The 22656-nt window shown below is 63.3% G+C and carries 21 protein-coding genes; 9 read left to right on the top strand and 12 right to left on the bottom strand.

Annotated elements, in window-relative coordinates:
• Nucleotides 1–355 precede the first annotated feature (355 nt).
• Nucleotides 356–898, bottom strand: coding sequence for a pseudouridine synthase (locus AC1MLZ_RS04315; RefSeq protein WP_480960617.1), 543 nt, complete (start codon nucleotides 896–898; stop codon nucleotides 356–358).
• Between the two features lie 436 nt (nucleotides 899–1334).
• On the opposite strand from AC1MLZ_RS04315, the gene AC1MLZ_RS04310 reads away from it, so the two are divergent.
• Nucleotides 1335–2156, top strand: a complete 822-nt coding sequence (locus AC1MLZ_RS04310) for a hypothetical protein (protein WP_480960616.1) — start codon at nucleotides 1335–1337, stop codon at nucleotides 2154–2156.
• Between the two features lie 177 nt (nucleotides 2157–2333).
• Here the strand turns inward: AC1MLZ_RS04310 and rpoD are convergent, their stop codons facing one another.
• From rpoD to AC1MLZ_RS04290, 4 genes are all read right to left on the bottom strand, one after another.
• Nucleotides 2334–4361: an RNA polymerase sigma factor RpoD gene (gene rpoD, locus AC1MLZ_RS04305; RefSeq protein ID WP_480960615.1), complete on the bottom strand. Its 2028-nt coding sequence runs from the start codon at nucleotides 4359–4361 to the stop codon at nucleotides 2334–2336.
• Nucleotides 4361–6223, bottom strand: a complete 1863-nt coding sequence (gene dnaG, locus AC1MLZ_RS04300) for a DNA primase (protein ID WP_480960614.1) — start codon at nucleotides 6221–6223, stop codon at nucleotides 4361–4363. Before dnaG ends, rpoD begins: the two co-directional genes overlap by 1 nt.
• Nucleotides 6223–6570, bottom strand: coding sequence for an endonuclease domain-containing protein (locus AC1MLZ_RS04295; RefSeq protein WP_480960613.1), 348 nt, complete (start codon nucleotides 6568–6570; stop codon nucleotides 6223–6225). Before AC1MLZ_RS04295 ends, dnaG begins: the two co-directional genes overlap by 1 nt.
• Before the next feature lie 135 nt (nucleotides 6571–6705).
• Entirely contained in the window at nucleotides 6706–7158 is a 453-nt protein-coding gene (locus AC1MLZ_RS04290; protein WP_480960612.1) for a GatB/YqeY domain-containing protein, read from the bottom strand.
• Nucleotides 7159–7299: 141 nt separating this feature from the next.
• On the opposite strand from AC1MLZ_RS04290, the gene carA reads away from it, so the two are divergent.
• From carA to AC1MLZ_RS04265, 5 genes are all read left to right on the top strand, one after another.
• Nucleotides 7300–8508 (top strand): glutamine-hydrolyzing carbamoyl-phosphate synthase small subunit, encoded by a 1209-nt coding sequence (carA, locus tag AC1MLZ_RS04285; RefSeq protein ID WP_480960611.1) that lies wholly within the window; start codon nucleotides 7300–7302, stop codon nucleotides 8506–8508.
• Nucleotides 8508–9101: a hypothetical protein gene (locus AC1MLZ_RS04280; protein WP_480960610.1), complete on the top strand. Its 594-nt coding sequence runs from the start codon at nucleotides 8508–8510 to the stop codon at nucleotides 9099–9101. The genes carA and AC1MLZ_RS04280 overlap by 1 nt, the downstream gene beginning before the upstream one ends.
• Before the next feature lies 1 nt (nucleotide 9102).
• Nucleotides 9103–12435 (top strand): carbamoyl-phosphate synthase large subunit, encoded by a 3333-nt coding sequence (gene carB, locus AC1MLZ_RS04275; RefSeq protein ID WP_480960609.1) that lies wholly within the window; start codon nucleotides 9103–9105, stop codon nucleotides 12433–12435.
• A gap of 75 nt (nucleotides 12436–12510) precedes the next feature.
• Nucleotides 12511–12987, top strand: coding sequence for a transcription elongation factor GreA (greA, locus tag AC1MLZ_RS04270; protein WP_480960608.1), 477 nt, complete (start codon nucleotides 12511–12513; stop codon nucleotides 12985–12987).
• Nucleotides 12988–12992: 5 nt separating this feature from the next.
• The gene (locus tag AC1MLZ_RS04265; RefSeq protein WP_480960607.1) at nucleotides 12993–13643 is read left to right on the top strand and encodes a rhomboid family intramembrane serine protease; all 651 of its coding nucleotides are present in this window, start codon (nucleotides 12993–12995) and stop codon (nucleotides 13641–13643) included.
• Nucleotides 13644–14174: 531 nt separating this feature from the next.
• On the opposite strand, the gene AC1MLZ_RS04260 is transcribed toward AC1MLZ_RS04265, so the two are convergent.
• From AC1MLZ_RS04260 to AC1MLZ_RS04240, 5 genes are all read right to left on the bottom strand, one after another.
• Nucleotides 14175–14402, bottom strand: coding sequence for a DUF4170 domain-containing protein (locus AC1MLZ_RS04260; protein WP_480960606.1), 228 nt, complete (start codon nucleotides 14400–14402; stop codon nucleotides 14175–14177).
• Between the two features lie 64 nt (nucleotides 14403–14466).
• Nucleotides 14467–14958 carry a hypothetical protein gene (locus AC1MLZ_RS04255; protein ID WP_480960605.1) on the bottom strand — a complete coding sequence of 164 codons (492 nt, stop codon included), beginning with the start codon at nucleotides 14956–14958 and terminating at the stop codon, nucleotides 14467–14469.
• A 67-nt stretch (nucleotides 14959–15025) separates the two neighbouring features.
• Nucleotides 15026–15298, bottom strand: a complete 273-nt coding sequence (locus tag AC1MLZ_RS04250; RefSeq protein ID WP_480960604.1) for a DUF3618 domain-containing protein — start codon at nucleotides 15296–15298, stop codon at nucleotides 15026–15028.
• Nucleotides 15295–15648 carry a phage holin family protein gene (locus AC1MLZ_RS04245; RefSeq protein WP_480960603.1) on the bottom strand — a complete coding sequence of 118 codons (354 nt, stop codon included), beginning with the start codon at nucleotides 15646–15648 and terminating at the stop codon, nucleotides 15295–15297. Before AC1MLZ_RS04245 ends, AC1MLZ_RS04250 begins: the two co-directional genes overlap by 4 nt.
• A 4-nt stretch (nucleotides 15649–15652) precedes the next feature.
• Nucleotides 15653–16132 carry a hypothetical protein gene (locus AC1MLZ_RS04240; RefSeq protein ID WP_480960602.1) on the bottom strand — a complete coding sequence of 160 codons (480 nt, stop codon included), beginning with the start codon at nucleotides 16130–16132 and terminating at the stop codon, nucleotides 15653–15655.
• 175 nt (nucleotides 16133–16307) lie between these two features.
• On the opposite strand from AC1MLZ_RS04240, the gene eno reads away from it, so the two are divergent.
• The gene (gene eno / locus AC1MLZ_RS04235) at nucleotides 16308–17588 is read left to right on the top strand and encodes a phosphopyruvate hydratase (RefSeq protein WP_480960601.1); all 1281 of its coding nucleotides are present in this window, start codon (nucleotides 16308–16310) and stop codon (nucleotides 17586–17588) included.
• 145 nt (nucleotides 17589–17733) lie between these two features.
• Nucleotides 17734–18060: an FtsB family cell division protein gene (locus AC1MLZ_RS04230; RefSeq protein ID WP_480960600.1), complete on the top strand. Its 327-nt coding sequence runs from the start codon at nucleotides 17734–17736 to the stop codon at nucleotides 18058–18060.
• Nucleotides 18061–18198: 138 nt separating this feature from the next.
• Here AC1MLZ_RS04230 and AC1MLZ_RS04225 read toward each other — a convergent pair whose 3' ends face one another.
• On the bottom strand, nucleotides 18199–19023 hold the full coding sequence (locus AC1MLZ_RS04225) for an alpha/beta fold hydrolase (RefSeq protein WP_480960599.1): 825 nt from the start codon (nucleotides 19021–19023) through the stop codon (nucleotides 18199–18201).
• A gap of 127 nt (nucleotides 19024–19150) precedes the next feature.
• On the opposite strand from AC1MLZ_RS04225, the gene AC1MLZ_RS04220 reads away from it, so the two are divergent.
• On the top strand, nucleotides 19151–20899 hold the full coding sequence (locus AC1MLZ_RS04220; RefSeq protein ID WP_480960598.1) for a DUF885 domain-containing protein: 1749 nt from the start codon (nucleotides 19151–19153) through the stop codon (nucleotides 20897–20899).
• A gap of 351 nt (nucleotides 20900–21250) precedes the next feature.
• Here the strand turns inward: AC1MLZ_RS04220 and AC1MLZ_RS04215 are convergent, their stop codons facing one another.
• Nucleotides 21251–22645: an MFS transporter gene (locus AC1MLZ_RS04215; RefSeq protein WP_480960597.1), complete on the bottom strand. Its 1395-nt coding sequence runs from the start codon at nucleotides 22643–22645 to the stop codon at nucleotides 21251–21253.
• Between the last annotated feature and the right edge of the window lie 11 nt (nucleotides 22646–22656).

The raw sequence follows: 22656 nt of genomic DNA, 5'->3' as shown, positions 1-22656 counted from the left end.
GCTTCTCCGAACGTGTAGGACAGCCGATTAGCATTTCGACCAGCGGTGGCCGTGATGTCTGCATGCCTCCTCTGTCCTTCGGGGCGTAGCGCAGCTCCAGGACTGGATTCACGCGACGGCGCTAAGGCGCGAAGAGAAGTGGCGTGTTTTGCTTCACTTGCTCGATCTTCTCTTCGCGCCTTAGCGCCTTCGCGTGAACATCCCCTTCTCCGTCATCCTGACTTTCGTCAGGATGACGGCGTGGGTGGGGAGGCGTTCCGCTTGTGGTCACGAACGCTGCCGTCCAAAGGGCATGTCTTAGCGGGGCGTACGCGCCAGCTGGCTCGCAGGTGCCCGCCAGCCCCCTCAACCGCCGTCAGGCGTCGCGCCATGTCCCCGGTGCCAGACCTGCCAAGGTCCACTCCCCGATGCTCCACCGCACGAGACGGAGGGTGGGGTGGCCGATCGCGGCGGTCATGCGGCGGACCTGGCGGTTGCGGCCTTCGCGGATCGTTATTTTCAGCCAGCAATCGGGGATGCTCGCGCGGACTCGGATCGGCGGCACGCGCGGCCAGAGGTCGGGCGCGGCGATCCGCTCGACGTCGGCGGGGCGGGTGGGGCCATCCTTCAGCACGACGCCGCCGCGCAGGCCATCGAGCGCGTCCTCGCCGGCATCGCCCTCGACCTGCACGAGATAGGTCTTGGCCAGCTTGAACTGCGGGTCCGCGATCCGCGCCTGGAGGCGGCCGTCGTCGGTCAGCAGCAACAGTCCTTCGCTATCGCGGTCGAGCCGCCCCGCCGGATAGACGCCCGGCACATCGACGAACTGCGACAACGTCGCGCGCGGAGTCGGACTGTTCACGTCGGTGAACTGGCTGAGGACGTCGTACGGTTTGTTGAACAGGATTATGCGGGGCATGACGGGGGCTTAGAGGGAATGTCGATCCGGTTCGACCGTAATTCCTCCCCTGCAAGGGGAGGTGGCAGCGCATAGCGCTGACGTAGGGGTGACCCGCTCTCGATAGGGCGACACCCCTCCGTCGCTTCGCGCCACCTCCCCTTACAGGGGAGGATCAGGTGTTCGGAACGCGGCAGGGCGAACCATCACTCACGATTGTCGAAGCCAACGATCCTCCCCCGCCAGGGGGAGGTGGCTGGCTCTTGCCAGACGGAGGGGGAGGAAAGGGTAACAGCTGTCGCGTATCCTCCCCCTCCGTCACCTCCGGTGCCACCTCCCCCTGGCGGGGGAGGATCGCAAAATTGGAGGCTTACCCGTCTCTTGCTACTACCGGAGCACTGTCTATGGTTTGTGATCGTAGCGGGGAAGTGAAGATGGCAGAGGCGACAAGTACATAATGGCGATCGCATTTAATCGCTCGCGGGACGCCTTGGCTAAAATTCGACGGAACAGTAGTCGTTGCCTTGTCGTTCACTACGCTTGTCAGAGCCTATATGACGATCGGGAAAGTTTGTCCCCAAGCATATCCAATATTGTCATCAAAGATTGGGAAAACGACCAAACAGTTAGCTTCGCGGCGCATCTCGTGGCTGAGAAAATGCACATCGCGAAAGATGACATTGAGGGCAGGTTTCTGGAAATAGAAACTAAGCTATTGGAAGACTTTTATAGCTTCGTTCAAAGCCATAGTGGCGATCTGTGGTTGCACTGGAATATGATAAATATTCATTACGGATTTGAGACGCTCGCTCATCGCTATTATGTACTTACGGGCCGGAATGCGCCGTCTATTGATATCGACAACCGAATTAACATAGCAGCTATCTTGTTCGGAATTTACGGCGAGAATTACGTCGGAACTCCTCACATGCAGAAACTCATGGAGGTAAACGGCGGCATTCGTCGCGATTTTGTTCTGGGAAAAGATGAAGTTGAACTATTTCGACAGAAAGAGTACGCGCGACTTCACGCGTCGACAGTATGCAAAGTCAAATTTTTCTCCGATGTCGTCGAACTGACGCTCGACAAAAAGCTAAAAACTACCAGATCGACTACATTAGTTAAGATGGAGCGCAGTGTTGATGGCGTCGCTGCAAAGACGGTAGGACTAGCATCATCTGCATATGCAATAATTGACATTGGCGGTAAGGCGATAGGTTACCTTGCTCATCATGGATGGTTTAAGGTGCTCGGCATCGCTGCAAGTGCGGCCACATAAGTGGCCGACAGCAGGCTGGTGATACAAGAACAGTGAACGCGCGCCGAGTTCTGCGTGGCGAATCGATGTAATCTTATCGATCGCTGTCAATTGGATTTAGCTGCTATATCGCTGGCGCAAAAAAGGCCGCGGTGTTTCCACCGCGGCCCGTTTGTTCGATCAGAAATTTCGCAACCCTTACTGGTCGAGGAAACTCCGCATCTTCCGTGACCGGCTCGGATGCTTAAGCTTCCGCAGCGCCTTTGCCTCGATCTGGCGGATGCGCTCGCGGGTGACCGAGAACTGCTGGCCAACCTCTTCAAGCGTGTGATCGGTGTTCATGCCGATGCCGAAGCGCATGCGCAGCACGCGCTCTTCGCGCGGGGTGAGCGACGCCAGCACCCGCGTGACCGTCTCCTTGAGGTTCGCCTGGATCGCGGCATCCACGGGGATGATCGCGTTCTTGTCCTCGATGAAGTCGCCGAGATGCGAATCCTCCTCGTCGCCGATCGGCGTTTCGAGGCTGATCGGCTCCTTGGCGATCTTCATCACCTTGCGGACCTTCTCCAGCGGCATGGAGAGGCGCTCGGCCATCTCCTCCGGAGTCGGTTCGCGGCCCTGCTCGTGCAGGAACTGGCGGCTGGTGCGGACCAGCTTGTTGATCGTCTCGATCATGTGGACCGGGATACGGATGGTCCGCGCCTGATCCGCGATCGAGCGGGTGATCGCCTGGCGGATCCACCACGTCGCGTAGGTGCTGAACTTGTAGCCGCGGCGATACTCGAACTTGTCGACCGCCTTCATCAGGCCGATATTGCCCTCCTGGATGAGATCCAGGAACTGAAGGCCGCGGTTCGTGTATTTCTTGGCGATCGAGATCACCAGCCGCAGATTCGCCTCGACCATCTCCTTCTTGGCGATACGCGCCTCGCGCTCGCCCTTCTGGACCATGTTGACGATCCGGCGGAACTCGGTGAGCGCCATGCCGGTCTGCTGCGTGATGTCGGCGATCTCGGCGCGGATGCGCTCGACCGCTTCGCCCTCGTTCGCGACGAACGCGGTCCACTTCTTGTCGATCTTGGCGAGGGTCGTCAGCCAGTTCTCGTCGATCTCGTGGCCGATATAGCGATCGAGGAAGTCCTTGCGCGGCACCTTGTGGCGCTCGGCGAGGCGCAGCATCTGGCCGCCCAGCGCGGTGAGGCGACGGTTATAGGCATAGAGCTGATCGACCAGATATTCGATCTTGGCGTTGTGGAACTGGACGCTCTCGACCTCCGCCGTGAGTTCCTCGCGCAGCTTCTGGTATTTGCGCTCGTCGGCCGCGGAGAAATCGCCGCCGATGCCCATCGCGTCGACGCGCGCCTGCTGGATCTTGCTGAACTTCTTGTAGAGCGCGGTGATGCTGGCGAACCGCTCTAGCGCGATCGGCTTGAGCTGCTCTTCCATCTGCGCGAGGCTGAGGGTGTTGTCCTCCTCCTCGTCGTCCGATGCGCGCGGAGTCCGGCGCTCGCCGTCCTCGTCCTCGTCGGCGGACGGCTCTTCGGGCTCGGCCTCTTCCTTGAACGAAGGGCCGGCGTTCTTTTCGCTGATCTCGCCGTCGTCCGCTTCGCCGTCTTCGGCCATTGCCTCTGGGGCAGGGTCCTTCGACAGCATCGCATCGAGATCCATGATCTCGCGCAGCTGCATCGTGCCCTCGTTCAGCGCGGTCGACCAGTCGATGATTGCGTTGAAGGTGATCGGCGATTCGCAGAGACCCAGGATCATCGTGTCGCGACCCGCCTCGATGCGCTTGGCGATGGCGATCTCGCCCTCGCGGCTGAGCAGCTCGACCGCGCCCATCTCGCGCAGGTACATGCGGACCGGATCGTCGGTGCGATCGATCGTCTCTTTCTTCTTCTCGATCGCAGGGCCTGTGTCGGCATCCGCGTCGGCGGTCTCCGGCTCGTCCTCGTCTTCCTTGGCGGGCTCGGTCTCGCCGTCTTCACCAGCCTCGTCGTTCTCGACGATGTTGATGCCCATCTCGCTCAGCGCGGCGCTGATGTCCTCGATCTGGTCGGACGACATCTCGCCCTGGGGCAGCGCTTCGTTGAGCTGCTCATAGGTGATGTAGCCGCGCTTCTTGGCGCGCGCGATGACCTTCTTGATCGACGCATCGTTCATGTCGATCAGCGGCGCATCGCCGGTTTCGTTCGTCTCGGCGGGTTCCGCCATGTTCGCCTTAGCCATCAATCGCCCTCGGTACCCAACGCTCGGGCGTCTTCGTTCGACTGTACAAGATTTGCAAGTCGGACTTCCAACGCCTGTTTCTCTCTTACCATAGCCACTTGTCGTTCGAACGCATCTTCGGTGAAGTGCGTCTGCATCGCCGCGGTCGCCTGCTTCAGTGCCGCGTCGACCTCGGGACGTGCGACCATGATCGCGATCGCCTCGTCGAGGTCGGCACGGACGCGGGCTGGATCGGCCGTGGTCTGCGTGAACGAATAGGGCATCGTATCGGCTCTCAACAAATCACTTGCGACTGAATTGAAACCGGACCTCGCCAATATGGTGAGAAGTCGCCCGCTATCAAGCTTCTGGTCCTCAAGTGCAACATCTACGACCGCTTCGAACAATCGGCCGAGCGCGCCGTCGATCATTTGGAGGGGGCCGAGCACCTCCATGTGGCGCGCGATCTCGACCGGGTGGCGGATCAGGCCGGCTAGCACCGCCTTCGCCAGGACGCGGTCGATGCCAGTGGCGAGGAAGGCCTTTGCGTCTTCGGTTACGGGCGCGGTGGGGGGCTTCCAGCCGCCTTTCGGTCGCTCGCCTCTGGGTACGAAGGGGGCTCGGACGGGTTTGAAATGCTCGTAGAAGCGGTTCTTGAACTCGGAATGGTATTGCTGCTTCACCGAGGGGTCGGCGATGCCCTCCGCGAGTTCGTGGAGGCGGCGCTTGAGGCCGGCGCGCTGTTCGGGGGTGTCGAGCGCCTCGGCGGCGACTTCGGACGCCCAGAGCCGGTCGACGAGCTGTTCGGGGGTCTTCAGCAACGCTTCGAACGCGGCGGGGCCGCCGGTGCGGACGAGGTCGTCGGGGTCCTGGCCTTGCGGGAGCGTGACGAAGGCGAGGCTGCGGCCGGGGGCTAGCATCGGGAGTGCGCGGTGTGCGGCTCTCAGCGCGGCTTTCTGGCCCGCACCGTCGCCGTCGAAGCATAGCAGGGGGACGTCGACCATCCGCCACAGTCGTTCGAGCTGCGCTTCGGTGAGCGCGGTGCCGAGTGGGGCGACCGCTTCGCCGAAGCCGGCCTGGGCTAGCGCGATGACGTCCATGTATCCCTCGACCACCAGCACGCGGCCGGATTTGCGCGAGGCGGGGGCGGCCTTGTCGAGATTGTAGAGCGTGCGGCCCTTGTCGAAGAGCGGCGTGTCGGGGGAGTTCAGGTATTTGGGTTCGCCGCCGTCGAGCACGCGTCCGCCGAACGCGATCGTCCGGCCGCGGGGGTCGCGGATCGGGATCATCAGCCGGCCGCGGAACCGGTCGTACGGATCCTTGCCCTCTACCGAGATGAGCATGCCGGACTCGACCAGCATCGGGTCGCCGTAAGTGTTCAGCGCGCTCTTCAGCTTGCCGCGGCTGTCGGGGGCGAACCCCATGCCGAACGCGCGTGCCGTCTCGGGCTTGATCCCGCGGCGGTCGAGGAGGGCGCGGGCGTCGGTGCCGGGGAGGCCGTTGAGTTGCTCGGTGAACCAGTCGGCGGCGTCCGACATGACCTCGTGCAGGCCCTTGGCGCGTTCGGCCTTGGCGGCGGACTGGCGGTCCATCGCTGGCATGTCCATCCCGGCGGCCTGCGCGAGCTCCTTGACGGCGTCCATGAAGGGGAGGCCGCGCTGATCGGTCATCCACTTGATCGCGTCGCCGTGCGCCGAGCAGCCGAAGCAGTGGTAGAAGCCCTTGTCGTCGTTGACGTAGAACGATGGGGTCTTCTCGTTGTGGAACGGGCAGCAGCCCTTGTACTCGCGGCCTGCTTTGGTGAGCTTGGTGGTTTTTCCGACGAGAGCGGAGAGCGAGGTGCGGCCGCGGAGTTCGTCGAGGAATTGTGGGGTTAGCGCCATTAGTTCGCCCCGGCCACGACAGAGCCCCCCCGCCCGCTAGCGGGAGGGGGCTGGGGGGTGGGCAGGCGCTCGGTTCCGATCGCAGCGGTCAGAATGGTCTCCAAGACGCCGGCCATGTTGCTCGTCAGATCGTTGTTCCAGAAGCGGATGACGCGGTAGCCGGCGGCTTCGAGCTGCTTCGTTCGTGCGTCGTCATAGGGTTGGTCTTCGACGTGTTGGCGCCCGTCGAGTTCGACGATCAGCATGTGCGAGCGGCATACGAAGTCGGTGAAATACCCGGCTATCGGCATCTGGCGGCTGAACTTGAGGTTTTGCAGTCGCGAACCCTTCAGCTGCCGCCATAACATCTGTTCGGCATTCGTCGCTTCGTTGCGGAGTTCTCGTGCTCTCTCGGTTGGTCGGTCCAGGCGATGGCGCGGGCCCACCCCTCGGTCCCCTCCCGCTTGCGGGAGGGGAGGAAGTAAGGGCCCGCCCTTTTCCATTTACGACAGCGCTGCCTTTACTAGGCCGCTTGCCTTGCTCATGTCCAGCTCGCTTGCGTGGCGTGTCTTGAGCTCCGCCATCACTCGGCCCATGTCCTTCATGCCGGTGGCGCCGAGTTCGTCCTTGATCGCCAGGATCGCGGCGGTCGTTTCCGCTTCGTTCATCTGCTGGGGGAGGAAGCGTTCGATCACGGCGACCTCGGCCGCTTCCGCATCGGCCAGTTCCTGACGGCCGCCTTTCGAAAACATTTCGATCGACTCGCGGCGCTGCTTGACCATCTTCTGGAGCACTTCGACCACCAGTGCGTCGTCGCTTTCCGGCGCTTTCCCGGTGCGCGCCTCGATATCGCGGTTCTTGATTGCGGCCTGGATCAGGGAGATAGCGTTGCGGCTCTGCTTGTCGCCGGCCTTCATGGCGGTGAGCTGCGCGGCCTTGATGTCGTCGCGAATCATGTACTGGTCTTTCAGGTGGTTCGTGCTTAGCCAGGTGGGATAGCGCTTCCGCCGAATGTTTAACAGATTGACGCTGCGGCGCGCCGGCCTTAGCGGACACCACTTAGCGACATCGACAATCTAAAGAGAGTGCCCAGCCTGATGGCCGACGCCCAGCCCACACCCATGTCCATGGCAATGCCTACAGGCGCGACCGGCGTTCTGGTGCTGGCGAATGGCGACGTGATCTGGGGGCGCGGGTTCGGCGCCGAGGGGCAGGCCGTCGGCGAAGTGTGCTTCCACACCGCGATGACCGGCTATCAGGAAGTGATGACCGACCCGTCGTTCGCGGGGCAGATGATCTGCTTCACCTTCCCGCATATCGGCAATGTCGGCGCGAACCCCGACGACGCCGAGGCGGACGGCCCGCACGCGCTGGGGATCATCGTCCGCGAGGATGTGACCCAGCCGTCGAGCTTCCGGGCGGTCGAGAACCTCGACGGCTGGATGAAGCGGCATGCGCGGATCGGGCTCTCGGGCATCGACACGCGCGCGCTGACGCGGCGGATCCGGGTGGCGGGGGCTCCTAACGGGGTGATCGCGCATTCGGCGAGCGGGGCGTTCGACGTGCCGGCGTTGCTGGCGATGGCGCGCGGCTGGCCGGGGATCGAGGGCATGGACCTCGCCAAGGCGGTCTCGACCGAGACGCATTATGGCTGGGGTGAGGATGCGCCGGGCGGCGTGTGGCGGCTGGGGTTTGGGTATGATGCGCCGGCCAAAGGTTACGAAGGTGTCACCAAGGACGGTTCGCGCCCGCATGTCGTCGCGATCGATTATGGCAGCAAACGCAACATCTTCCGCAACCTTGTTGAGGCGGGTGCTCAAGTATCGGTCGTAAGTGCGACCGCCACTTTCGACGACGTGATGGCGCTCAAGCCCGACGGCATCTTCCTGTCGAACGGTCCCGGTGATCCCGCCGCGACCGGCGAATATGCGGTGCCGGTGATCCAGCAGTTGCTTGAGACGGGCAAGCCGCTGTTCGGCATCTGCCTCGGCCACCAGTTGCTCGGCCTCGCGGTCGGCGCGACCACGACCAAGATGTTCCAGGGCCACCGCGGCGCCAACCATCCGGTCAAGCGCCTGTCCGACGGCACGGTCGAGATCACCAGCATGAACCACGGCTTCGCGGTCGAGCGGGAGAGCCTGCCCGCGAATGTCCGCGAGACGCATGTGTCGCTGTTCGATGGGTCGAATGCGGGGTTGGAACTGACTGACAAGCCGGCGTTCTCGGTGCAGTATCATCCGGAAGCGAGCCCGGGGCCGCAGGATAGTCTGTACCTGTTCGATAAGTTCGTGGCGAGCCTAGGTTGATGCCGATACTAGATTTTAAGCAAGCCAAGCAAAAAGTTTTAGTTAGCATATATGAGAGCCTGACGTCTGACGACGGAATGCTAGCGCTGAGTAGCGAGCAGGTTCATTCACTCATTCCCCAATATACATACTCATACGTTTTTAAGGCTTTAAACTCGCTCGAGGCGGAAAGTCTGATCGATTACGATCATGGCGACTATTCCATAACAGAGACGGGAATATTGCTAGTTGAGCAAAAATTATCGGAAGTGGGGGATGCGGCGGTCATACCGGCGTCCGATAGGATGGTTCCGCTGGATCATAACAGCTTCGGCCTAGTAGAAATAAATCAATCTACTGACGCTTTGATAGCTCAACTAGAGCGGGGCAACGATGTAGGCGACCTTTCCGCAGAGGAGGTCGGCGCAGCCATCGGTGAGCTTAAAGGCCTGAGGCAAAACCTCTCGGGTAGTTTTATTAGACTTCAGCCGTTTCTGGATGCTGCTTCAACAACGCTCCGATGGATCGGATCACAGGCAGCTAGTGCATTAGTTGGCACGGCTGCGACTGCGCTGCTCGCTTTGATTTTCAGCTATTTTGGAATGTTTTCCTGAAATGCCAAAACGCACCGACATCTCCTCGATCCTCGTCATCGGCGCAGGACCTATCGTCATCGGCCAGGCGTGCGAGTTCGATTATTCGGGCACGCAGGCGATCAAGGCGTTGAAGGAGGAGGGCTATCGTATCGTCCTCGTCAATTCGAACCCCGCCACGATCATGACCGATCCCGAACTGGCCGACGCCACGTACGTCGAACCGATCACGCCCGAGATCGTCGCCAAGATCATCGAGAAGGAGCGTCCCGACGCGATCCTGCCGACGATGGGCGGGCAGACCGCGCTCAACACCGCGCTCGCGCTGTTCCATGACGGTACGCTGGCCAAATATGGCGTGACGATGATCGGGGCGGATGCCGACGCGATCGACATGGCGGAGGACCGGCTGAAGTTCCGCGATGCGATGGACCGGATCGGCCTGGAAAGCGCGCGCTCGGCGATCGCACATACTGTTGAAGAAGCTTTGGAAGGCCTTGAGAAGACGGGGCTTCCGTCGATCATCCGGCCGAGCTTCACGATGGGCGGCTCGGGGGGCGGCATCGCGTATAATCGCGAGGAATTCATCGCGATCGTCCGCAACGGGCTCGATTTGTCGCCGACGACCGAGGTGCTGATCGAGGAATCGCTGCTCGGCTGGAAAGAATATGAGATGGAGGTGGTGCGCGATCGGAACGACAACGCGATCATCATCTGTTCGATCGAGAATGTCGATCCGATGGGCGTCCACACCGGCGACTCGATTACCGTCGCGCCCGCGCTGACGCTGACCGACAAGGAATACCAGATCATGCGTAACGCATCGATTGCGGTATTGCGTGAAATCGGTGTCGAAACAGGCGGTTCGAACGTACAGTTCGCAGTGAATCCGAAGGACGGCCGGCTGGTTGTCATCGAGATGAACCCGCGTGTGTCGCGGTCTTCGGCGCTGGCGTCTAAGGCGACCGGCTTCCCGATCGCGAAGGTCGCGGCGAAGCTGGCGGTTGGGTACACGCTCGACGAGATCGAGAACGACATTACCGGCGCTACGCCGGCCGCGTTCGAGCCGACGATCGATTACGTCGTGACGAAGATACCGCGGTTCGCGTTCGAGAAGTTCAAGGGCGCGTCCAACACGCTCGGCACGGCGATGAAGTCGGTTGGCGAGGTGATGGCGATCGGTCGCAACATCCACGAATCGATGCAGAAGGCTTTGCGTGGGCTGGAGACGGGCCTGTCGGGCTTCAACCAGGTCGATCATCTGGTCGGCGCGCCGCGGGCGGAGATCGAGGCGGCGCTGGCCGTGGCTACGCCGGACCGGTTGCTCGTGGCGGCGCAGGCTTTGCGCGAGGGTTTCACGGTCGCCGAGGTGCATGCGATCGCGAAGTATGATCCCTGGTTCCTGGAGCGGATCGCCGAGATCATCGCAGTCGAGGCCGAGGTGATGAAGGACGGCTTGCCGATCGACGCGGCGGGTATGCGGCGGCTGAAGAGCATGGGGTTCAGCGACAAGCGGCTCGCATGGCTGGCGCTGAAGTCGGTAAATTTGCGCGGGATGAACCGCGGCGTCGCGCGTGGCTCGGGGCTGATCCACGAGGTCGTCAAGGCGATGACCGGTGGCGTGACCGAGGAGGAGGTGCGCCAGCATCGCCTGAAGCTGGGCGTGCGGCCGGTGTTCAAGCGGATCGATACGTGCGCGGCCGAATTCGATGCCAAGACGCCGTATATGTATTCGACCTACGAGGCGCCGAGCTTCGGCGAGCCCGAGAACGAGTCCGAGCCTACCGACCGGAAGAAGATCGTCATTCTCGGCGGCGGGCCGAACCGGATCGGGCAGGGGATCGAGTTCGATTATTGCTGCTGCCATGCGTGCTTTGCACTCGCGGACGCGGGCTATGAGACGATCATGGTCAACTGCAACCCGGAGACGGTGTCGACCGATTACGACACGTCGGACCGGCTGTATTTCGAGCCGCTGACCGCCGAGGACGTGCTGGAGATCCTGCATGTCGAGCAGCAGAACGGGACGCTGGTGGGCGTGATCGTGCAGTTCGGCGGCCAGACGCCGCTGAACCTTGCGCGGTCGCTTGAGGCTGCGGGTATTCCGATTTTGGGGACGACGCCGGATGCGATCGATCTGGCGGAGGATCGCGAGCGGTTTGCGGCGCTGATCACCAAGCTCGGGTTGCTGCAGCCGAAGAACGGGCTGGCGCGGAGCCGGGACGAAGCGATCGCGGCGGCGGAGCGGATCGGATATCCGGTGCTGATGCGGCCGTCGTACGTGCTGGGCGGGCGGGCGATGGAGATCGTCGACGGGCCGGCGCAACTCGATAATTACATCGCGACCGCGGTGCAGGTTTCGGGCGACTCGCCGGTGTTGATCGATCAGTATCTGCGCGATGCGATCGAGGTCGATGTCGACGCGATCTGTGACGGGACCGACGTGGTGGTCGCGGGCGTGTTGCAGCATATCGAGGAGGCGGGCGTCCATTCGGGCGACAGCGCGTGCTCGATCCCGCCCTATTCGCTGTCGGCGGAGATCATCGCCGAGATCGAGCGGCAGACGGTGGCGCTCGCGCATGCCTTGTCGGTCGTCGGCCTGATGAACATCCAGTTCGCGGTGAAGGACGGGCTGGTCTATCTCATCGAGGTGAACCCGCGCGCGTCGCGCACGGTGCCGTTCGTCGCCAAGGCGATCGGTGCGCCCATCGCCAAGATCGCCGCGCGGGTGATGGCGGGGGAGAAGCTCGTCGACCTTCCCAAGATCGACCGGCATATCGATTATTACGCGGTGAAGGAGGCGGTGTTCCCCTTCAACAAGTTCCCGGGCGTCGATCCAGTGCTCTCACCGGAAATGAAGTCCACCGGCGAAGTCATGGGAATCGATCCCGATTTTACGATCGCGTTCGCCAAGGCACAGCTTGGTGCGGGGACGATCCTGCCGACGAAGGGCAACGTCTTCGTCAGCGCGAAGGACGGCGACAAGGCGATGATCGTCGAGGCGGTGAAGGCGTTGATCGATACCGGCTTCTCGATCGTCGCGACCGGTGGGACCGCAGATTACCTCGCACTCGCGGGGCTTGCGGTCGAGAAGGTCAATAAAGTGGCGCAGGGTCGTCCGCATATCGTCGACCGGATCAAGGACGGCGACATCGCGCTGATCTTCAACACGACGGAGGGGTGGCAGAGCCTGAAGGACTCGCAGCCGATCCGCGCGTCGGCGCTAGGGCAACGCATTCCGTACTTCACGACGGCCCCGGCTTCGCTCGAGGCGGCGAAGGCGATTGCCAAGCTTTCGACGCACAGCCTTGAAGTACGGCCGCTGCAATCCTATTATTCGCAGTCGCACAACTGATCCCGACATAAGCGTGATGTGTGGGCGGGGCCGTTATGGCGCCCTGCACGGGGAAATGAATTTGGGGACTAGATAATGGCGACCGTCGAAAAGATGCCGATGCTGCAGGAAGGCTATGAAACGCTCACGGCGGATCTGAAGCGCCTGAAGGCCGAACGCCCGACGATCGTCGACTCGATCGAAGAGGCGCGCGCGCACGGCGATCTGAGCGAGAACGCGGAATATCATGCCGCGAAGGAGCGTCAGGGCCAGGTCGAGGCGTCGATCTCGGACATCGAGGACAAGCTGAGCCGCGCGCAGATCATCGATCCGAAGGACCTGTCGGGCGACAAGGTCGTGTTCGGGGCGACGGTGACGTTGCTCGACGAGAACGACAAGCCGGTGAAGTATCAGATCGTCGGCCAGACCGAGGCGAACGCCAAGACCGGGCGGATTTCATACAACTCGCCGCTGGGCCGCGGGCTGATCGGGCGGAAGCTCGACGAAGAGGTCGAGGTGACGGTGCCGGCTGGCGAGCGCTATTACGTCGTCTCCAAGATCGAGTTCATCTGACCGATATGAATTTTTTCGAGACGCGGGCGACGGCGATCATCACGATCGTGACGGTCATCGTCTCGGGATTTCTGGTGCTGAGCGGGTCGCTTGGGTACTGGGCGGTGAATGCTGGGTTCATCCCGTTGCGGATGACCGATCTTGGTATTCCGAGCGACCATATGTTCGTCGTGCCGTCCTGGGCGACGCCGCTGACCGCGACGTTGATCCATGGCGGGTGGGCGCATATCGCGCTGAACCTCGTGATGCTGGTGTATTGTGGGCAGTTCGTCGAGCGTGCGCTGGGGACGGTCGGGTTGGTCGTGCTGTACGTGCTGGGCGCGTATGCGGCGGCGGCGGGGCATTGGGCGTTCGGGCCTGAGTCCACTGCGCCTATGATTGGCGCTTCCGGGGCTATTTCCGCAGTCGTTGGGGCTTATGCTCTGTTGTATGGCGAGCGGCGAGCGCAAGCGATCGGGCCGGTGCCGGCTGGGGTCGTGCATGTGGTCTGGCTGGCCGCGGCGTGGATCGGGATCCAGTTGCTGATGGGGCTGGCCGGGTTTGGCGCGTCGGTTGGGGCTAGCGGTCCGATTGCGATTGGCGCGCATATTGGCGGGTTCTTGGCGGGGCTGGTGCTGGCTCGGCCGCTGTTGCTTTGGCATTACCGGGCTGCCTGAGCGGCTGGCTGCTGACGAACCTCTCACTCCACTTAACGCTGCCTCACACCCACACCCATTCCCACACCGTTCGTCCTGAGTAGCTGCTGAGCTTGTCGAAGCGGCGTATCGAAGGATGGTTAGATTTGTGGGCCTGTGCTTCGATGCGTGCCCTCGATCCGCTCCTGAGGGAGCTACTCAGCACGAACGGGTGGGGTGTAACCGGTAGCGGCTGCGTCAGCGTCGGCGCGTTGGCGGGCGTGAGAAAACAGCGATTGCATTGCTTGGCGTGCCCTCACCCTTGCCGCCTTCGGCGTCTCTCCCTCTCCCGGTGGGAGAGGGGAGGGGTTGAGGTGATCGTTTTGCTTATGGATAGCGAGTGGGCCCGGCGCGCCTGACATATCAGCGGGGCATAGCGCTGGCTGCAGGTGCAGCAGCGCTGCGGCCGTCATCTCCCCAGAGGCGGGATCCATATTCTATGCCGTTGCGACTACATCGCGACGTCAACCGATATGGCCTCCCGCCTCCGCGGAACGACGGTCGCAGTATAGTTTAAGCTGCAGTCGCGCCTAGGTTGGGTTCGAGCATGCGGTGCAGGTGGACCACCACGAACTTCATCTCGGCATCATCGACAGTACGCTGCGCCGCAGCACGCCAAGCCTTCTCGGCGCTGGCGTAGTCGGGAAACAGGCCGACGAACTCGATCTTGCTCAGATCGTTAAAATCCAGGGTGCGCGGGTCGCTGACGCGGCCGCCGAATACGAGGTGGAGCTTGCTCATGCGCTTGCTTTCCTAGGGAGGGGGTTGCCGCCTCCCTAGCGTGTTCGACCCGCGGTTTGAACCCTTAGACGGTAGGCTTTTGCGAAACCGCCTTCGCACCTGCAGTACCGGCGGTCGTGACGGCCTTGACGATGCCCTCGAGCAAGCCCTTGGCCTGGTCGCGTGCATTGTCCTTGGTCAGGCCGAGTTCGCCCAGTTCAGAACGGCCAGCGTCCTTCGCAGCAGCAGTCGCCGCGACGAGCGTTTCGCTGAGGCGCTTGCCCACGGGGGCCAGCAATTCCTTCTCACGCGCGGAACGTGGGATCAGTGCACCTGCGAGTGCACCGACCGCGAGTCCACCGACGAGGATGCCGAGCGGGTTGGATTCGAGGGTGTTGACGACGCGCTTCGTCTTCTCGCGCGAGACTTCGAGAACCTCGGACGCCTTGTCTCCAGCGTCGTGATAGACCTTCGATGCGGTCTCGCGGACGGTGTCGAGGCCCTCGCGCAGACGGCTCTCTGTCTCGTGGGCGGTCTCGTGGGGAGTTTCGTTTGCGGTGGTCTTTGCGTCGGTCATGGAAGTGTCCTTCTGATGGCAAGCTGCTCGTCGTTCAACGCGAGCCGGGACTTCAAGGTTTCAACGATTAGCGTCCGCGGCGAAACAGTCCGACGATCCGGTGCCGCGCGAGGAACAACCCGGCGACCGCGGCAAACCCTGCGGTCGGCCCCGGGTTGCGCTTCACGGTCTCTACGCTGGCGCTGAGTGCGGCGGTGCTGGCATCGGCGACGTCGCGGCTGGCGTTGAGTGCGAGCTTCCGCGGGTTGAGCCGGTCCTGCAACTGCCCGAGCGTCATCATGACGCGCTGGCGGGCGAGGGCCGATTCGATCTCGGCGGCGGCGACTTTGGCGGATGTCATGATGCGGGCTCGCTCTTCGTCTGAAGCTTCGACTTGCCGATCATCGCCAGGATTGCCGCCACTGCGAGGACGGCCACCACGACGATGGCGGTCGCCCATCCTGGCCCCACCAGCGTCGCCACCGTCAAGATCGCACCGACCAGCAGTGCGATCAGCGCGGCCAAAGCCAGCACGCCGGCGACCGCGAAGAACATCGCGGCCGACTTGTACGCCGTCGCCGTCTCGCCGAACTTGGCCTTGTAGACAGCGACTTCCGCTGTCGCGAGGCTCTTCGTCTCGGTCGCCAGGCGTCCGACGATCGACGCGATGCTCTCGTCTTCGTTGGTGGCAAACGTCAGTGGGTCAGACAACGCGTTAGCCCTTCGAGTTGGCATCGACGCCCGACTGCACCAGTCGTGCGACGACGAAGCCGATGGCGGCGGCTGCACCGACGGCAATGGCGGGCGACTTGCGAACGAGTTCGCGCGCATCGTCGAACAACTCGTCGATATCCTTGGCCTTCACCTGGTCGGCAAAGCCCGAGACGCTGTCGGCGGCGCTGCGGGCATAGCCGCCATACTGCGCACCGAGCTTTTCATCGACCTGGCCGGCGGCGTCGGTGAGCAACTGCGCGACCTGCTCCAATGCACCGCTCGCACGCGCCTTGCCGTCTTCGGCGAAGGTACGGACCTTGTCGGTCGCCTGCGCGGTGTATTTGCCGGCATTGTCCTTGATCAACTGCTTCGCATCGGTGGTCTTCTCGCCTGCCGTGTCGGTTGCGCTGTCGATGGTCGCACCCTTCAGGGGCTCCGACTGGGTCAGATCGGCAGTGTTCGAAACATCTGCATCGCTCATCGGTGTTGCGTTCGTGTCGGCCATGGCCATCCCTTTCGAAATTGTTACGTTCTCAACACCGTCGCCGAAGCGCGGTTCCCGATAACCGGTGCGATTGCCCGTTATGTCGCGAGGCGGTAGAGGCGTCGCGAACGGTCCGAGGTCCAGTCCCCGGAATTTGTAGGAGCATCGTTACGTGACCGCAATCATCGACCTTCATGCACGCCAGATCCTCGATAGCCGCGGCAATCCGACCGTCGAGGTCGACGTGCTGCTCGAAGACGGCAGCTTCGGCCGCGCGGCGGTGCCGTCGGGCGCATCGACCGGCGCGCACGAGGCGGTCGAGCGGCGCGACGGCGACAAGAGCCGCTGGGGCGGCAAAGGTGTCGATGGCGCGATCGATGCGGTCAACGACGAGATCACCGATACCGTGCTGGGCATGGACGCGGAGGACCAGTCGGACCTCGACCGCGCGATGATCGAACTCGACGGTACCGAGAACAAGGGTCGGCTGGGCGCGAATGCGATCCTTGGCGTCAGCCTCGCCGTCGCCAAGGCTGCGGCCGAAGCGCGCGGGCTTCCGTTGTATCGTTATGTCGGCGGCATTCAGGCGCACCTGCTGCCGGTGCCGATGATGAACATCATCAACGGCGGCGAGCATGCCGACAACCCAATCGATTTCCAGGAATTCATGATCGTGCCGGTCGGCGCGTCGAACATCCTCGAGGCGGTCCGCTGCGGCTCGGAGATCTTCCACACGCTGAAGAAGGGCCTGAGCGAGAAGGGCCTGTCGACCAGCGTCGGCGACGAAGGCGGCTTCGCGCCGAACATCGGCAGCACCACCGAAGCGCTCGACTTCATCATGTCGAGCATCGAGAAGGCTGGGTACAAGCCCGGCGAGGACGTCATGCTCGCGCTCGATTGCGCAGCGACCGAGTTCTACAAGAACGGCAAGTACGACATTTCGGGCGAGGGCAAGATCCTCGAGAGCGGCGAGATGGCGGAGTATCTGGCGGACCTGACGCGGCGTTACCCGATCTTCTCGATCGAGGACGGCATGGGCGAGGACGATTGGGAGGGCTGGAAGACGCTCACCGACCTGATCGGCGACAAGGTGCAGCTGGTTGGCGACGATCTGTTCGTGACCAATCCGAAGCGTCTGAAGCGCGGGATCGACGAGGGTATTGCAAACTCGCTGCTGGTGAAGGTGAACCAGATTGGTACTTTGACCGAGACGCTTGAGGCTGTGTCGATGGCGCAGCGGGCGAAGTACACCGCGGTGATGTCGCATCGCTCGGGCGAGACCGAGGATTCGACGATCGCCGATCTGGCGGTGGCTACCAACTGCGGGCAGATCAAGACGGGCAGCCTTGCGCGGTCGGACCGGTTGGCGAAGTACAACCAGCTGATCCGGATCGAGGAAGAACTGGGCGATGCGGCGCGCTATGCGGGTCGCGACATCCTGATTGGGGGCTGATTACTTACCCACTCCGTCATGCCGGACTTGTTCCGGCATCCACGGTCCCGCATAATCGACAGCGATGATTGTGCGGAACGGTGGACCCCGGAACTAGTCCGGGGTGACGGAGTGGGTGGCGAAAGCGGGAGTACCGGAGAACGAAATGGCACGCGTGACGACGAAGACCAGCAAGTTGCGGAAGACGATGCGCAAGGCCGCGTGGCCGGCGCTGGGGTTGACGCTGATGGCCTTCTTCGGCGCGTATGCCGTGCTCGGGCCGAACGGGATGTTCGCGTATGGCGATTACAAGCGCCAGCTTGCGAAGCGCGAGCAGGACTATGCTGCGCTCGATCGCAAGCGCGAGGTTCTGAAGAACCGGGTTGCTCTGCTGAACCCGGATCATGCGAACCCGGACATGGTCGACGAGATGGTCCGGAGGGAGCTGAACGTCGCGCATCCGGACGAGGTTATCGTGCCGCTGGGGAATTGAGCGCTCGATCCTCCCCCGCCAGGGGGAGGTGGCGCCGAAGGTGACGGAGGGGGAGGACACGGAACAATCGTTTCCCTTTCCTCCCCCTCCGTCAGGCTAGTGCCTGCCACCTCCCCCTTGCGGGGGAGGATTGAGGCGTTACCGACCCAGGAACGTGAGCAGGTCGTTGGTGAAGCGATCGCTCTCCGTCACTGTCAGGCCGTGCGGGGCGCCGTCATATTCCACCAACTGCGAGCCGGCGATGCCCTTTGCGGCGGCGCGGCCGGTCGGGTCGATGGGCACGGTCTTGTCGCTCGTGCCGTGGACGATCAGCGTGGGTACGCGGAATGCTGCGAGGTCGCCGCGGAAGTCGGTGTGGCTGAACGCCTTGGCGCATTCCAGCGTCGGGTGGAGGCCCGCCTGCATCGCGAGGCTCCAGGCCCAGTCGACGACCTCGTCGCTGACCGGCGAGGTGATGAAGCCGACGCCGAAGAACTGCTGGAGGAACGTCTTGAAGAACGCCGGGCGGTCGTCCTCGATACCGGCCCCGATGTTGGCCAGCGTTTCCTCGTCGACGCCGTCTGGATTGTCCTCGGTCTTCAGCATGTACGGCACCACCGACGAGATCAGCCCGGCGGCGACCACGCCCTTGCCGTCGTAGCGGCTCATGTAGCGCGCGACTTCGCCGCCGCCCATCGAGAAGCCGACGATCGTCGCGTCATTGGTCGCGCCGGTCGCTTCCATCACGTCGGCCAGATCGTCGGTGAGCGTGTCGTAATTGTAGCCGGTCCAGGGCTGGCCCGAACGGCCGAAGCCACGGCGGTCGTATGCGATCGCGCGGAAGCCGGCGTGGGCGAGCGCCATCGCCTGCGCGTCCCAGCTGTCGGCGTTGAGCGGCCAGCCATGCGTCAGGATGACCGGGCGTCCCGTGCCCCAGTCCTTGACGTAAATATCTGTACCGTCACGGGTTTTTACATAGGGCATGAAGCTGTCCAGTTTCTCGAGGTAGATGCACGTTAAACGGCCCAGCGCTTTTGCCGTTCCGCGTACTGGCGTGCCGGGGGTTCGGCTGGCAGCATGGCGCCCGCGTACGAATCGAATTGGAGACAGGATGCGGATCGGACTTTTGGCGACTGCTACCGCGATCGGGGCGGCGTTGGCGTTGGCGGCGTGTGGACCCGCGCAGACCGCGTCGAATACGCAGGCTGCGGCGCCTGCACCTACGGCCGAGGCGAAGAGCGACTGGGCCGGATTCCGCGACGGCTTCATCGATGGGTGGTTCAAGATTGATCCGGCGAACGCGGTGTATCAGGGCAAGCATGAGTACGACGGCGGGCTCGGCGACTGGAGCGCCGCGGGACTGAAGCGGCAGGCGGACTTCCTCCACGCGGCTATCGACAAGGCGGGGGCGTTCAAGGACCTGAAGCCCGCCGAGGCGTTCGAGCGCGACTATCTGGTGCAGGCCGCGAAGGGTAAATTGTTCTGGCTCGAGGACGCTGACCAACCGCATCATAATCCGTCCTGGTATGTGAGCGCGGGGCTCGACCCGAACGTGTATATCGCGCGCAACTATGCCGATGCGCCGACGCGGATGAAGGCGCTGACCGCGCTCCTGCAGAAGATCCCGGCGGCGGCGGGCAACATCAAGGCGAACCTCAAGGCGCCGATGCCGCTGAGCTATGTGAATTTCGGGACGGCGGCGTTCAACGGCTTTGCGGACTATTATGCGGGCGACGCGGTGAAGGCGTTTGCGGGCGTGAAGGATGCGGCGGCGCAGAAGCAACTGGCCGATGCGGCGAAGGCGGCTGCGGCGGCGATGCGCGATCTGGGGACGTGGACCGAGGGCCAGCGGGCGACCGCGACGCAGGATTTCGCGCTGGGGGCGGACAAGTTCTCGCGGATGGTGTCGATGACCGAGGGCGTCGATACGCCGCTCGATCAGTTGGAGGCGGCGGGTGTCGCCGATCTGAAGCGCAACCAGGCGGCGTTGGCGCAGGCGTGCGGGGTGTTCGCCAAGGGGCTGTCGATCACCGCATGCATGAACAAGATGAACGCGAACAAGCCGGTCGGCGGGCCGGTTGCCGAGGCGCGGCGCCAAATCCCGACGTTGCGGAAATTCGTGATCGATCACGATCTGCTGACGATTCCAGGGACCGAGCATGCGCTGGTCGAGGAATCGCCGCCGTATAACCGGCAGAACTCGGCGTATATCGATCCACCGGGGCCGTTCGAGAAGGGCGTGCCGTCGATCTATTACATCTCGCCGCCCGACCCGAGCTGGACCAAGGCCGTGCAGGACGCGTTCGTGCCGGGCAAGAACGACTTGCTGTTCACGTCGGTGCACGAGGTGATGCCGGGGCATTTCGTCCAGTTCCTGCATGCGAACCGCTCGCCGTCGCTCTTCGGGCGGCTGTTCGTGGGGTATGCGTTTGCGGAAGGCTGGGCGCATTATGCCGAGGAGATGATGTGGGAGGCCGGGCTCAATGACGGCGATCCGGAGACGCATGTCGGCCAGATCTCGAACGCTCTGTTGCGCGACTGCCGGTATCTATCGGCGATCCGCATGCATGCGAAGGGGATGACGCAGGAGCAGTCGTTCCGGATGTTCGTCGACGAGTGTTACCAGGACGAAGGGAACGCGAGGCAGCAGGCGGCGCGGGGGACGTATGATCCGGCGTACCTGAACTACACGATGGGCAAGCTGATGATCCGCAAGCTGCGTAGCGACTGGACTGCGACAAGGGGTGGGCGGAAGGCCTGGAAGGCGTTCCACGACCAGTTCCTGAGTTATGGTGGGCCGCCGGTTCCGTTGGTTAGGGCTGCGATGATGGGGGAGGCCAAGGCGAGCGCGGCGTTTTGATCTTGTTGAGCAGGCGTTCTCCTTGCACCACCCCGGCGAAGGCCGGGGCCCAATTGGGGAACGTCGCTAACGAAGCGCAGTCCTCCGTTACGCCGACCTTGCTAATTGGGCCCCGGCCTCCGCCGGGGTGGTAGCTGTTGGGTGTGAGGGCGCCTCAAATCAAAGCATGTGTCCCCGCGAAGGCGGGGACCCAGACTGGGCACCCGCCTTCGCGGGTGAACATTCTTCTGTCTCTCTTCGGCTCCCTCTCCCCTGTGGGGAGAGGGCTGGGGTGAGGGGCTGTTCCGGGTGGAGCATTGCTTGGCTGCCCCTCACCCCGACCCTCTCCCCGGAGGGGAGAGGGAGTGGGAATTACCGCGTCTGTTGCGCGGGTTGGACGTCTTGGGTTTCTTCGGTCGGCGGGTTGCGGATCGAGGGGCGGAGGCGGCTTAGGCTGCATAGGCCTGCTACTAGCGCGAGGCCGGCTGCTACCAGCGGCGGGGTCATGCCGGCGCCTACGCCCATGGCCAGGAGGGCGGCGACCAGGGTGGCGCCGGTTGTCTGGCCTACCAGGCGCACCGTGGAGACGAGGCCGCCCGCCGCAGCCGCCCGCTCCCGTGGGGCCGAGCCGATGATCAGCCGCGCGTTCGGGGCCATGAACATCCCAAATCCCGACCCGCACAACGCCATTCGCCAGGCGATGTCGAAATAGCTCGGATGGACCGGCATGAACGCGATCAGCAACAGCGCGCAGATCGATATCCCCATGCCGATGCCGCCAAGCAGGCCCGCCGGATAGCGATCCGACAACCAGCCGGACAGCGGCGCTACGAACATGTTGGCCAGCGGCCACGGTGCGATCGCCGCGCCGACCTCCGCCGCGCTGAAGCCGTAAGCATGCGTCAGGCGGAACGGCGTCGACAGCAGCAACGTCATCTGCGCGATGAACGCGGTGTAGGCGCCGATCGCCGACAGCGCGAGCACCGGCCGCGCAAGCAGGTCGATCGGCAGGATCGGCTTGGTCTCGCCTTGCTCGCGCTTCACGAAGAACCAGCCGATGACGACTCCGGTAAGCACGATCGCAGCGGAAACGATCGGGCTGTCGCCGTGGACCGCGCTCTCCGCACCGCCGATGATGAGGCCGATCATCGCCGCGCACATCACCGCGCCGAGCACGTCGAAGGGTTGGTCGTGCTTCTGCGGTTCGGGGAGCGTGCGGCCGAGCAGCAGGCTGATGATCGCGAACGGGACTGCGCTGGCGAACACCCACGGCCAGGGGGCGATGGCGAGCACGAGGCCGCCGATCGTCGGGGCGAGTGCGGCCGAACTTGAAACGACGACCGAGTTTATGCCTAGCCCGCGACCGAGTTGTTTCGTCGGGTAGATCGAGCGGATCAACGCCGACGAGACGCTGAGCGCGGCGGCGGCGCCGAGTGCTTGGGCGGCGCGGACGACGAGCAGGAACGGCAGGCTCTTCGCGAAGAAGCAAAGCACCGTCGCGATCGTGAAGATCAGCTGGCCATATTGATACATGCGCTTGAGGCCGATGCGGTCGCCGAGCCCTGAGAAGGGGAGCAGCGCCATCGCCAGGATCAGCTGGTACACCGTGACGACGGTGACGACCGCGCTGCTGCCGACGTTGAGGTCGCGGGCGATCGTCGGGAGCGCGACGGTCGCGACGCCGCCGTCGATGATGGTGAGCGCGGTGCCCGCCGAGATCGCGGCGATCGCGACGAAGCGGCGGGGTTTGGGCAGGCCGTCCTGCATAATTTCGACTC

This window comes from Sphingomonas sp. PEI4, assembly GCF_056679955.1.
This window is presented reverse-complemented; position numbering and strand designations above follow the sequence as displayed.

Bases quoted from the DNA above. Each gene is read 5' to 3' on its own strand.
- AC1MLZ_RS04295 (WP_480960613.1), bottom strand. From the start codon at position 6,570: ATGTTATGGCGGCAGCTGAAGGGTTCGCGACTGCAAAACCTCAAGTTC.
- AC1MLZ_RS04290 (WP_480960612.1), bottom strand. From the start codon at position 7,158: ATGATTCGCGACGACATCAAGGCCGCGCAGCTCACCGCCATGAAGGCC.
- carA (WP_480960611.1), top strand. From the start codon at position 7,300: ATGGCCGACGCCCAGCCCACACCCATGTCCATGGCAATGCCTACAGGC.
- AC1MLZ_RS04310 (WP_480960616.1), top strand. From the start codon at position 1,335: ATGGCGATCGCATTTAATCGCTCGCGGGACGCCTTGGCTAAAATTCGA.
- rpoD (WP_480960615.1), bottom strand. From the start codon at position 4,361: ATGGCTAAGGCGAACATGGCGGAACCCGCCGAGACGAACGAAACCGGC.
- greA (WP_480960608.1), top strand. From the start codon at position 12,511: ATGGCGACCGTCGAAAAGATGCCGATGCTGCAGGAAGGCTATGAAACG.
- AC1MLZ_RS04230 (WP_480960600.1), top strand. From the start codon at position 17,734: ATGGCACGCGTGACGACGAAGACCAGCAAGTTGCGGAAGACGATGCGC.
- AC1MLZ_RS04225 (WP_480960599.1), bottom strand. From the start codon at position 19,023: ATGCCCTATGTAAAAACCCGTGACGGTACAGATATTTACGTCAAGGAC.
- AC1MLZ_RS04215 (WP_480960597.1), bottom strand. From the start codon at position 22,645: ATGCAGGACGGCCTGCCCAAACCCCGCCGCTTCGTCGCGATCGCCGCG.
- AC1MLZ_RS04260 (WP_480960606.1), bottom strand. From the start codon at position 14,402: ATGAGCAAGCTCCACCTCGTATTCGGCGGCCGCGTCAGCGACCCGCGC.
- AC1MLZ_RS04280 (WP_480960610.1), top strand. From the start codon at position 8,508: ATGCCGATACTAGATTTTAAGCAAGCCAAGCAAAAAGTTTTAGTTAGC.
- AC1MLZ_RS04265 (WP_480960607.1), top strand. From the start codon at position 12,993: ATGAATTTTTTCGAGACGCGGGCGACGGCGATCATCACGATCGTGACG.
- dnaG (WP_480960614.1), bottom strand. From the start codon at position 6,223: ATGGCGCTAACCCCACAATTCCTCGACGAACTCCGCGGCCGCACCTCG.
- carB (WP_480960609.1), top strand. From the start codon at position 9,103: ATGCCAAAACGCACCGACATCTCCTCGATCCTCGTCATCGGCGCAGGA.
- AC1MLZ_RS04250 (WP_480960604.1), bottom strand. From the start codon at position 15,298: ATGACATCCGCCAAAGTCGCCGCCGCCGAGATCGAATCGGCCCTCGCC.
- AC1MLZ_RS04255 (WP_480960605.1), bottom strand. From the start codon at position 14,958: ATGACCGACGCAAAGACCACCGCAAACGAAACTCCCCACGAGACCGCC.
- AC1MLZ_RS04220 (WP_480960598.1), top strand. From the start codon at position 19,151: ATGCGGATCGGACTTTTGGCGACTGCTACCGCGATCGGGGCGGCGTTG.
- AC1MLZ_RS04315 (WP_480960617.1), bottom strand. From the start codon at position 898: ATGCCCCGCATAATCCTGTTCAACAAACCGTACGACGTCCTCAGCCAG.
- AC1MLZ_RS04240 (WP_480960602.1), bottom strand. From the start codon at position 16,132: ATGAGCGATGCAGATGTTTCGAACACTGCCGATCTGACCCAGTCGGAG.